Consider the following 11,274-nt stretch of genomic DNA (forward strand, 5'->3'; position numbering starts at 1 on the left):
TATTAATAAATAAGCATCATTACAATAAGGAAAAACCCATGTTATACCAACATATTCTTGTACCCATTGACGGTTCTGAAACTTCTATGATCGCCATGAAAGAGGCGATTAAGCTGGGAAAAGCACTAAATAGTAAAATAACGGTTGTACAAGTGATGGCACTTGATCCATTTATTGCTGATGTCTATGTAAAAACTGGTCAAACGAATGAGTTGATTGAACGTACAAGAACCTATTTACTCGACATTTTAGAAAAGGCAAAACAAGAATTTTCCCATGAAGGTATTAGTGTCGAAACTAAACTACTTGAAGGTTTTGTTGTCCATGAAGAAATTATTCAGGCTGCTCAAGACTTGAATGCAGATCTGATTGTAATGGGCTCTCATGGCCGCACTGGGGTTCGAAAACTCGTGTTAGGAAGTGTGGCACAAAAGGTTTTAGGCGAAAGTCATATTCCTGTTTTAATTGTTCGCTAAAATGAGGCTGCCTATCTGGCTAAATTGAGCAAGATAGGTAATTATTTTCTAAAAGGTTAAGCTGAAACGCCCTATTATGTGCGATCAAGCTAAAAAGTAATGTCGTCGCATTCATCTACTTATTATTCTTTTATATTTACTCTCTAATATAAACATTAAGGCTGCCAAGCAAATTGCTTTAAGTTTACTTTGCCATTTAATAAATAGATTCCTTCAGCTTCCAGTTTTAACTGTTGAACATTTTCACCCTTTTTATTAAATTTACTTAGGCTAATTTTGCCTTGAGAATTAATAACCCGATACCAAGGAACTTGGTGATCTGCTTCGAGATGTTTTAAAACATAACCAACCAGTCTCGCATGTTTAGGTAAGCCTGCCATACGAGCCACTTGCCCATAAGTTGCAACTTTTCCGTAAGGAATCAAAGCAATGACTTCTAAAATCTGCCGATGTAGTTCATACTGAGTTGTCAAAATGGACTCCATAAAAATTGACATAATTCATATCATATAAAAAATTTTGACTAAAACTAAATGCAATCCAAGGTGGGCTTGAGGGAAATCTGCATGAAAAAAATATTAATAGTCGTTACTGGAACTCTATTATGCGTTTCTTGTACTACTCCTGATCGTCTCCCTGTTCCGTCAGGAGAAGTAGCTAAAGTATCTATAGATGGCCGTCCTATCGTTCCTATCACTTTTGTTTTTACTACTAATTCTCCAGAAGCAACAAAGTTTGATAATTATCAGCAGATGCGTAAGGAAATTAAAATATTAAATAAATATTATGTAGATGATAAAAATAATAAGATTTTTAAGTTCAAATTACACCGTTACATCCCTTACGAAGAGTTTTCAAAATTACATTGCGATTTAAAGCAACAGATTAATCAACCCTACCCGATCTCTACTGAAACTATCCCTGCAAGTGTAAATACCTGCTTTCCTAAACGAACTGCCAGCAAAGAAGTGATTATTTTCATTTATGATGCTTATTCGACTAAGTGGAAATTTGAAGATGTAACAAGTAGAGCATTTCGCAATAATGGTCAGCCTTTTATTTTATTGGACTGGAACCGCCTCAATTATAATATTCAGGCTGGCAGCGTACATGAAATGGGCCATGTATTTGGACTAAAACATGTTTGTGCGCCGAATGCGACAAAACGTACACCAACAAACATCATGGCAAGTGCCGAATGCAAGCGTGGTAGTGGTGGACTCAGAAATTTAGGTTTCACACCGGTCCAGCTTCAAACAATTATAGAAAATTATCAACGTTATCCATAAAGGTTTTAAAAGCTCAGTTCGATATAAAAACCTAGATCATCTTGTGCCGCATAATAATTTTCTGGGGTCAGTAATGAAGTCATGTAACTGCTGGCCTTTGAAAAGTCTTCCTCATTGACTGGATAAGGCTGCCAAAATGTTTTCAAATTATTAGTATAGATCGGATATAAACGCAGTCGATCTTTTGATAAATCTAGTCGTGTTATACACCCATACGGCAAAGCACTGTGTTTGTCATATTCACCATTACTATTAAAGACCGCATTGCCAATACCAAATACTACTGGCTTCTGATTAATCACTTTAATTGGTTGGATAGTATGAGCACCATGACCGATAACAAGGTCAGCACCCGCTTGAGTTAGAATCTCAGCAAGCTTACTCTGCTCTTTTGTAATGGGCTTAAAATCGATCCCCCAATGACAAATCACAATAACTTTATGTTCAGGATAAGTCAGCTTATAACGAACAATTTGTTCAAGTAAGACTCCATTTAAACAAGCGACTCCACTTCCTGATCCTAATGCATAAAAATCATAATCTAGATAGGCAGTGTCTCTGTGCCAATAGCCATTAAAAATAGCGTACTGTTTGTTATTAAAAGCGATTTCAAAGTAGCTATGGGCATCTTTTTGATTTGAGCCTGCACCAATATAAGAAATATTGGCCTGATCAAATTGCTTTAATGTATAGGCCAGCCCTTCATCGCCATAATCTTTTAGGTGGTTATTAGCCAACACAACATGGTTAAGATGAATATTTTTAAATTCTGCTAATGTTTTTTCAGCATCAGCTTTAAGAATAAATGGCTTTTTATGTGTTAAGGGTGATTGGTTTTCTAAAGAAAAAACTGCTTCAAAGTTAGCAATATTTACGTCATTTTCCCCTAAAAAAGCTTTTATATTGTCGAATGAATAACTGTACCCATATTGTTGTAGTGCATCTATTTCTGCTCTAGCCTTACGTTTTTCAGTGTAGACTTCCCCAAAATAAGAATCTCCTAAAATGTTGATAATACCGCTTTGGGTAGAGCAAACTTTAGCTTTTACACTCTGGTCTTGGAAGCAGTGATAGTAAGGAACTAAGTGTTCAATTCGGTGAATATCATCTAAAAATGAAAAGAAACCAATGGTCTGATTTTCTTCAAAGAACGTCAAATAAATTGTTCTAAATGAATTAGAAAGATATAAAACTTCTACTACATTCTTTGCCATTAATGGTGTCTGAGGGTGATAAGACTTTCCTTTAAAATTCAGCTCTTTTACAAAGAATTGTTTTCTGATTTCAGCTGGATAGGAATAAATATGTCTGACTAATAAAAACAAATATCTTAATTGGTTGTGTGTACTTTCTTTTTTGAAATTTAAATTATAGGTAGCTGCTCTTTTTAATAAAACTAAATTTGTCTGTTCAATGGTACCGCAAAGCATATTGCTTAAAGCATCTTTTACATCTGCTGCTTGGGTAAAAATTAAGAACTGCAATAGTTCACTAAAGGTGTAATGATCAGAGGGCTTTAGGCCTAGCTTTTGCTGACCAACTTGCTCAGATAGGTGTTCTGGTACAACATAAACATCTTGAGCCTGTATATTTTTTTGTTGGAATTGCTCTAATGTATAGTCGATTAGCAGTAGTGTTGAAATATCATCATCAAACTCGAATTGCCATATAGCTTCATCAACATTTTTAGTGTCGATATGAGCTAATAATTTGATTTCAACGGGTTGATACTTCATGACTCATCACCTTTGTAATCTTTTACATAGGCGATGTAGCCCGATAAGTTATGCTCTTGGTCATCAATCCTTACTCGAAAACGATCATGACGGATATAAAATGCATGTAAAATTTTATCTGGCCGCGCCATATACATCGCCATTTCCGGATAAAAAAATCCTGTAGTTTGAAAATCAGCTCTAAACTCAATTAGCTTTTGAAGCTCAGACATATAAGCCTGCTCAAAAAGTGCTGTCCGTCCCTGCTCTTTTAAACGGTTCACCATTTTATAAGCAGCCATTAGCATTTCTAATAAAGTTGCATACGTTGTTTTTCGATTTTTAATAAAAATAAAATGTTTTAAATAATTATTTAAACCAAAAATAAAATATTTATCTTCAGGACATATTTTAGTGAGTTCATTTGTACAATAACTTAACCAATGATCATGATATTTCTCATATCTATTTTTAATAAAATATTCAAACATTAATTTAACAGTTTCTAATAAAATAGAATTTTGATTAATTTGATATAACCTTAATAAAGCTAAAGCCGCTTCACCATCATAATAAATAATTCTGAATTTTTCTTTTAAATCATAATCTGGATAATTTAATACATGAGTTGTAGATCCATTCGAATCTACTAGCTTTAAAATACCATTTGCGAGTTTTTCTGCATATTTTTGATAATCAGTTTTTTGGGTGATTTCTTGATATTTAGTTAACATTAAAATAGCGGCCGCATTGGCACCTAATTTAATTTCATACTCCCCTTCATTACCGTCAATCATAAAGGCAGTTTCTGAATCTTTTTCTTTATAAAAGTTGGTAAGAGCATATTGAATAGCAGCATGTATTTTAGGCCAATATTCTGGTTTACTCTGCACTTCAAATGTTTCTAGTAAGGCATATACTGAGGTACAGTGGCGGACCGTATTATAGTTACGAATGTCACGATCATAGGCAGAAAAATAGCCATAAATAAATTTGCCATTTTCTTGAATCTGATCATGTAAGAATGCTGAGTTTTGTTCTATTAACTGCTGAAAATGCTGTTTTTTATTGTTTGAAATTCCTCTAATTCCATTTGCATCATCGCGACTAGCTAAATTAATGAACTGTTCATCTTCATAAAATGCTGCATAGGTATCAAAGGTCCAAACGTCATGTAGCTCTTGTAGTCTAATCTGTGGTTTTGTAGCGTTATATTTTTGCTTAATTGCATAATTCAGGTTTGTTTCATCAAAAAAGTTTGGCTTGTCATAGCTCAAACCTCGAATAATTGCTTTTCCATAAATTTCTTGTTCAAGAAAAGCCACTGAACAGTGTTCATCAAATCCAATGCCTTTACGGTAGTGATTGTTGTGAAATTGATGATGGACCTGCTGCTCTACTTCTTTCCAAGCTTGTTTCGTTAAGTTATATGCAATATCAATTTTTATATAATCAGTAAGCGATTCCTGTGCAAACTGGTCATTCATAAAATCTAATAATTGTATTTTCGCTTGTGAAAAGCTTGTTTTTTCACTGTGCCATACGTTACATCTTTCGTCTTTAGGGCCATAAGATAAAAATAAAATAATATCCTGTTTAAGACTCGGAAGGTGCTGAACAACTTGTTCTAACCAAAGTTTCAGTTGTCTTTGGAAATGTAAAAATGCTGTCACTCGAATTTAGTCCCTATCCGTTATTTGTTGTTCTATAAAATTTTCAATACATCATAGCATGAACACGCTAAAAGCTAAGTTAACGTATTGTTTAAACATAAAAAAAGAGCCCGAAGGCTCTTTTTCTTTATTTGGTTAATGATCTATTAGTAGAGAATTTGGCCATTATTAAGTAACTCATTCTCTGTTGTAGTAACACCTTGTAAGACTAACAATGTCGTGAAGTTATTTGCAGGGAATAAACCTGTTAACCCATCACGGTCAATCTGGATTGTTGTATTACCACCACTTACAGTGACATTTAAATACTCTCCAATATTGGCGTCTGTTTGGGCTCCATCGAGTAATCCTCTGATATCAATCAGATCAGCTTGTTTATCTGTAGCAATATTCCCAACATGGAAGTCAGTCCAAGTATCTACGCCATTGCCACCGGTATTACCTCCATTGCCTATAGCAACGTTATTTAACACTTGGTAAATCACGGTGTCTGAACCAGTACCTGTAGTGAATGTATCATTCGCAGAAGTACTAGAATAAAGTAGATTGTAATCAGGATGAGTCAAATCAATCGTTAATGTTGATTGAGATTCAACCCCACCAGTTACAGACACAATCTTGTAGTCAATACTATCTGTAGACGCCAATTGTGTGGTTGTAGTCACATCATTTGGACGGTACTCATATTCACCATTTGATTGCATAATCAATAGACCGTTACCAGTATTGATTGTTTGTCCAACTGCATCAACATACGCACTTTGAGCATTATCCCAAACTTGGAGTTTAGCTCCCTCATGAGATAGGATGCCTGTATCCGCTACTCCACCGATGTTGTCTCCTGCTAATACATTTCCACTGATCCAATCTGAACGATAAGTATCTAGATGAACTGTGGTCGTAGAAACATTCGTATCTAGTGAAGTCGCTCCAAGTGAAACACCTGTTAACGTATATTGTACGCGGTAGGTGCCTGCAGCTAAATGCTCAACAGCGTCTTGGAATGCAACACTACCAGCTTGAATAGTTGCCACACTTCCTAGAGCAGTTTGAGAACCTGAGTAAATTGTATTCACCCACGCTGTACCATTCCAGCTTTGGATCACATAACTTACTGTCGGTAATAAGCTTGCTAAAGGTTGTGCTGTATAAACCGCTGATAAATCAATATTAGCAACTGTTCCAGCTCCTACTACAAACTGATCAGAGAATACTGAATTAGAACCAATGAGATTTACAGAAACTACTGGGCTTACCACATCTACCGGCAGGTCCTCAGCATTTGAGAAATCTGTAGTGGTTATAACGTGGTCAGGGTTAGCAGTTAACTGTACTACGCCATCATTTGCTGGATTAGCAGCATCCCATACGATAGTTACATCTGGCGAACCAACTTGAACATGTAATGTCGCTGTATCAGTTGCTCCTGTTAATACATCACGGATTGTGTAAGTGAATGAATCCACTTTACCAATTGCACTTACATCAGTTGTATTTGGTGTATAGGTGTAATGGCCATTTGTAGAAATCACCAATGTACCGTATGCACCGTTTATAACTGTATCTGTTCCAACAGTTTGTGGTAACGCACCTACAACCTCAGAAGTTACAGTTGAAACCTGTGTAGTTAAGGTCGTTACATCATCAGTCAATACATTACCATCGGCAACGATAGCGTTGTTTGTAGGAGCAACTGTGTAATTGAAGTCATCTTTCACTACACTCATTGTACCTAGAATACCTACACCCAATCCGGTGTAAACCATAAATGCTCGGTATTCACCTTGGCCTAGATCTGGAACAGTAACACCAATTCCACCGTTACCTAGTAAACCAATATTGAGTAAACCGGTACTCGAACCACCGTCAATATTATGCCAAGCACCATCAGCACCTTTTTGTTGTAAAACAACTTTATAGTCATTAAACAACGATAGTGAAAGCAATGGAGCATATGCGAATGTCACATCAGCTTCATGTCCAGAGGCAATCGTAAATCCAACACTTGGGGTTCCCAACAAGGAAACATTTAAGTTTTCTGTAATTCCTATCAGTGCTAAATAAGTTGCAGAACCTACAGCTACACCAAGGTCGCCTTGAGGCACGATATCAACAGCAGCAGAAGCCACATTATCGATTGCATCTACAGGAGTAATTGTGATGTCAGCAGGTTGTGATGGGTCACTTGTATTCCAAGTCATATCGACAGCATCGCTATCAATATGGAGATACAAGGTCGCTTGCGATGTATTCAGACCATCTGACAAGGTGTAAGTAAACTGATCAACTTGTCCAAGGCTTGCAGCATCACCAGTTGGTTGATAACTGTAATTACCATTAGCGTAGATTGACAATGTACCGTGGTCACCAATAATGGTTGTTACACCTGTCGCATTAACCGCAAATGTCGTGCCATTAAAGTCAACGCTAGTCACTGTACTGAAACCAGAAGCAGTATCTGCGTGTCCATTTAGACCAACATCATGGATAACGTTACCTTCAGCGACTTGTGTACTGTAGCCTGTGATATTTGTCGCATCAAATACATCTTTTTGAACTGACAATGTACCTAGCAGACTAACTCCGACACCACCGCCAGCATAAGTCATATAAGCTCTATATTGACCAGCAGCTAGACCTTCCAATGTCACCGAATTTCCACCAAAGGCTGCAAGACTGAGTAAGTCAGCATCTCCAGTACCATTCACAGCTACCCATTGATTCGTTGCAGTATCGAATTTCTGAACTACAAGAACATAATCGGCTAACAAGCTTGCACTGATAAGCGCACTGTAGTTAAACGTTACATCATTTAAAGTCGCATCAGTCAGAGTAAAGTTGACGCTTTGTCCACCTGCCTGGAAGTCAAAATTATCAGTCAATGATAATAATGCTAGATAAGTGGTACTGCCTACAGCCACATCGTTGCCAATTTGCAGATACTCAGGGTTAATTACTGCTACAGCAAGATCATCTACGGCAATTACTGGCGCACTGTTGCCAATAGTGAAGTCTAGACTTGCACTTATGTTACCACCCAGAGGATCAGACAAGGTATAAGTGAAGTGATCAACTTGACCTAAGTTCGCATTCGTATTAGTCGGCGTATAGATGTAATCACCATTCGCGAATATTTGAAGCGTACCGTATTGGCCTTGAATAATTGTGCCAGTATTTGGATCAACATTCGTAGTCACACTGTTCACAGTAACAGAGTCAACAATTGTGAAGCCAGTTACTGTATCGGCATTTGTACCTACGCCAAGACCGGTAATCACATTGCCTTCTGTTGCTAGACCAGTAAAGTCAATTTGATTTGGATCATAGACATCCATCGTACCAGTTAAGGTACCTAGGATACTCTTACCATATAGACCGTTATAAGTCATAAAGGCACGGTATTGACCTTCGTCAAGTCCCTCAACAACTACTCCTGGTGTTGCGTTCACACCGATACCCAATACGCTTAGGTTCAGTAAAGAAGCTTCACTGCTACCAGTAATGGACTCCCAACGATTTGTTACAGTATTGAATTTTTGAACTACGAGTTGGTAATCACCAAGCGCGCCTTCATTAATTAAACTGCTGTATTTAAAGGTCGCAGTACCATTTTCACCAGCACCTACATTGAAGTTCACAGTACTATTCACGAATGGTAAAGGAGCTTGTAGATTGATACCGGCCAACGATAACAATGCAAGATAAGTTGCACTACCCAATGCTCTGTCATCTTCGATGAGATGAGGCTCAGCAGCAATTGCAGCATTTACTGCATCATCTACTGCTGTAATCGTTACAGTAGCAGGTTGCGATGGATCAGCTGCATTCCAATTCATATCCACAACTTTACTATCTAGATGTACATAGAATGTTGCTTGTGAAGTTGTATTAGAAGCTGGGTCTAACAAGGTATAGGTAAATTGATCAACTTGACCTAAACCAGCACTATCCGCATTTGGCGTATAGGTATAATCACCATTTGCATAGATGAGTAAAGTACCGTGGGTGCCGACAATTTCAGTTGGAGATGCACCAACTGCAATACCATTCACTTCGCTGATAATGCTGTTAGGTGTAGCAATATCAACATCACCATTTGTATTTGGATCAGAGATTAGGTTGCCATGAGCTGCTACGACATCGTAACCAGTAATAACCCCAGGGTTATAAACATCTACACTGCCGTTTAATGTTACAGCTACTGCTCCGCCTACCAAACCATTGAATGATAAGAATGCTCTATATTCACCCTCTGTAAGTCCACCTATTTGCGCAGTTGGCGTAGAACCGAGTAGGGTCAAGTTCAGTAATGAACGATCACCTGTACCATTCACCGCTTCCCATTGTCCTGTCACATCATTGTATTTTTGCAACACAACATTGTAGTCACCTAAGGCAGATGCACCAATCAAGCTATTGAAGCTAAATGTTGCAACGCCTTCCTGACCAGCAGCGATATTAAAGTCAACTGTGTCTACAGTGAGTAGTTGTAAGTCAACAATATTTCCAACATTCAATAGAACGCCATAGAATGCTGAATCAGTCTCTGTACCCACCAATTGATATTGTGGATTGAGTTCAACCTCAACAAGGTTATCAGCTGCACGAATCGAATCAAACATGATATTAAGATTAGCTTGTCCTGTTGCTCCTGTTACTGAGTCAGTTAACGTATATGTGAATACATCAGTTTGACCTACACCAGAACCATCTGCATTTGGTACATAAACATAACTACCATCTTGATAGAAAGTAATTGTTCCGTAAGTACCTGCAAATGTTTCTCCATCAGCATCAATCGGATGACCATTCACTGACGAAACATAAGTATCTGCGGTTACTTGATCGATTTGACCTGTTGTTGGATCAGGATCAGTAATCACGTTACCTTCGGCATTACCAATTTCATATCCACCGGCTACAGACAAGTCATAATCATCCATAGTGGCAGAAAGTGTACCTAACACGCCAATTCCTAACAATCCATCGTAGGCTAAGAAGGCACGGTATTGACCAGCATCTAAACCATCAAGGACTGCACCAGGAACATTTCCTGTACCGATACCTAACAAGTGCAAGCTAATTAAAGATGAACCAGCATCACCGTGTATAGATTCCCACTGGTTAGTTGTTGTATTGAATTTCTGAACTACTAACTTGTAATCAGAAAGTACAGCTGCGTCGATTAAGCCACTATATTGGAAAGTTACATCACCTTCATGACCAGCAGCGACAGTAAATCCTAGAGAATTACCACCGAGTTGAAGGTCTAAACCTGCTACAGAAGTAAGTACTAAATAAGAAGTACTGCCTAGACTTACATCATTACCCACAAGAGCTGGTTGTGGACTAAGAACTGCATGATCAGTGTTGTCAAAGGCAGTAATAGAACCTGCAAGAGTATAAGTTTGCGTATCTTGAAGAGTACTACTGTTTCCAGCAAGGTCTGTGAAGGTAGCTTTAGCATCAACTGTTAAGTCTGTATCTAGTGCAAGGCCACTACCAGCTACATCAACGGTCCAAAGACCCGTTGCTGCATCCACGGTTGCAGTATAGTCAACACCATTTACAGTCACCACAACATTTGTTGTTGCAGCATCTGTAGGAATATTAGTTAACGTACCTGTTAAGGTCACAGTTCCGCCAGCCTCTGTTGCGTCCAGAATGTTATCAGCAGTAACTGAGTCAATTGCTAACACAGTTGTAGTGATATCTGGTGGAGTAACATCGAGTGTTACTGTTACATCTGCATCAGCAGCATCCACATTACCTTGTGCATCTACAGCCTCAGCGTGAATCACAATCTGACCAGTCACAGGATCTGCCGCTGTTGCCGCAAGAGTTGCTGTGATAAAGCCATTTGCAAGATCAGTTGCTGTTACGGTGTAGTTCGTACCGTTAACATTGACCACTGTGCCGTCGATTGCATCTGGTCCCAATGCCACTTGTGCATTGAATGTACCGTCTGTACCAAGTTCCGCAGCGTTCAAGATACCATCGCCATTTAAGTCTTCAGGAACCGTGATCGCTGTAATGAGATCTTGTGGAGTTGTGTCAATGGTTAAGGTTACATCTGCATCAGCAGCATCCACATTACCTTGTGCATCTACAGCCTCAGCGT

Annotated in this window: 6 protein-coding genes; 2 read left to right on the forward strand and 4 right to left on the reverse strand. The window is 38.2% G+C overall.

Annotated elements, in window-relative coordinates:
* Positions 1-38 precede the first annotated feature (38 nt).
* Positions 39-476 carry a universal stress protein gene (locus OD757_RS04675; protein ID WP_009392184.1) on the forward strand — a complete coding sequence of 146 codons (438 nt, stop codon included), beginning with the start codon at positions 39-41 and terminating at the stop codon, positions 474-476.
* A gap of 155 nt (positions 477-631) precedes the next feature.
* Here OD757_RS04675 and OD757_RS04680 read toward each other — a convergent pair whose 3' ends face one another.
* Positions 632-961, reverse strand: a complete 330-nt coding sequence (locus OD757_RS04680; RefSeq protein ID WP_081400167.1) for an MGMT family protein — start codon at positions 959-961, stop codon at positions 632-634.
* Positions 962-1,042: 81 nt separating this feature from the next.
* Between OD757_RS04680 and OD757_RS04685 the strand changes: the two genes are divergently transcribed.
* Positions 1,043-1,765 (forward strand): metalloprotease, encoded by a 723-nt coding sequence (locus tag OD757_RS04685; RefSeq protein ID WP_263031001.1) that lies wholly within the window; start codon positions 1,043-1,045, stop codon positions 1,763-1,765.
* Positions 1,766-1,770: 5 nt separating this feature from the next.
* On the opposite strand, the gene OD757_RS04690 is transcribed toward OD757_RS04685, so the two are convergent.
* The 3 genes from OD757_RS04690 to OD757_RS04700 form a co-directional block, all read right to left on the reverse strand.
* Complete coding sequence (locus tag OD757_RS04690) at positions 1,771-3,501, reverse strand: CapA family protein (RefSeq protein WP_263031002.1); 1,731 nt, start codon at positions 3,499-3,501, stop codon at positions 1,771-1,773.
* Positions 3,498-5,153: a poly alpha-glucosyltransferase gene (locus OD757_RS04695; protein WP_263031003.1), complete on the reverse strand. Its 1,656-nt coding sequence runs from the start codon at positions 5,151-5,153 to the stop codon at positions 3,498-3,500. The genes OD757_RS04690 and OD757_RS04695 overlap by 4 nt, the downstream gene beginning before the upstream one ends.
* Positions 5,154-5,299: 146 nt before the next feature.
* The coding region (locus tag OD757_RS04700; protein WP_263031004.1) for a BapA/Bap/LapF family large adhesin at positions 5,300-11,274 on the reverse strand (5,975 nt) is incomplete at its 5' end.

The organism is Acinetobacter sp. AYS6, from assembly GCF_025630795.1.
GTDB lineage: Bacteria > Pseudomonadota > Gammaproteobacteria > Pseudomonadales > Moraxellaceae > Acinetobacter.

Excerpts from the sequence above, each read along its gene's own strand:
- OD757_RS04680 (WP_081400167.1), bottom strand. The coding sequence starts at position 961 with ATGGAGTCCATTTTGACAACTCAGTATGAACTACATCGGCAGATTTTA.
- OD757_RS04685 (WP_263031001.1), top strand. The coding sequence starts at position 1,043 with ATGAAAAAAATATTAATAGTCGTTACTGGAACTCTATTATGCGTTTCT.
- OD757_RS04690 (WP_263031002.1), bottom strand. The coding sequence starts at position 3,501 with ATGAAGTATCAACCCGTTGAAATCAAATTATTAGCTCATATCGACACT.
- OD757_RS04675 (WP_009392184.1), top strand. The coding sequence starts at position 39 with ATGTTATACCAACATATTCTTGTACCCATTGACGGTTCTGAAACTTCT.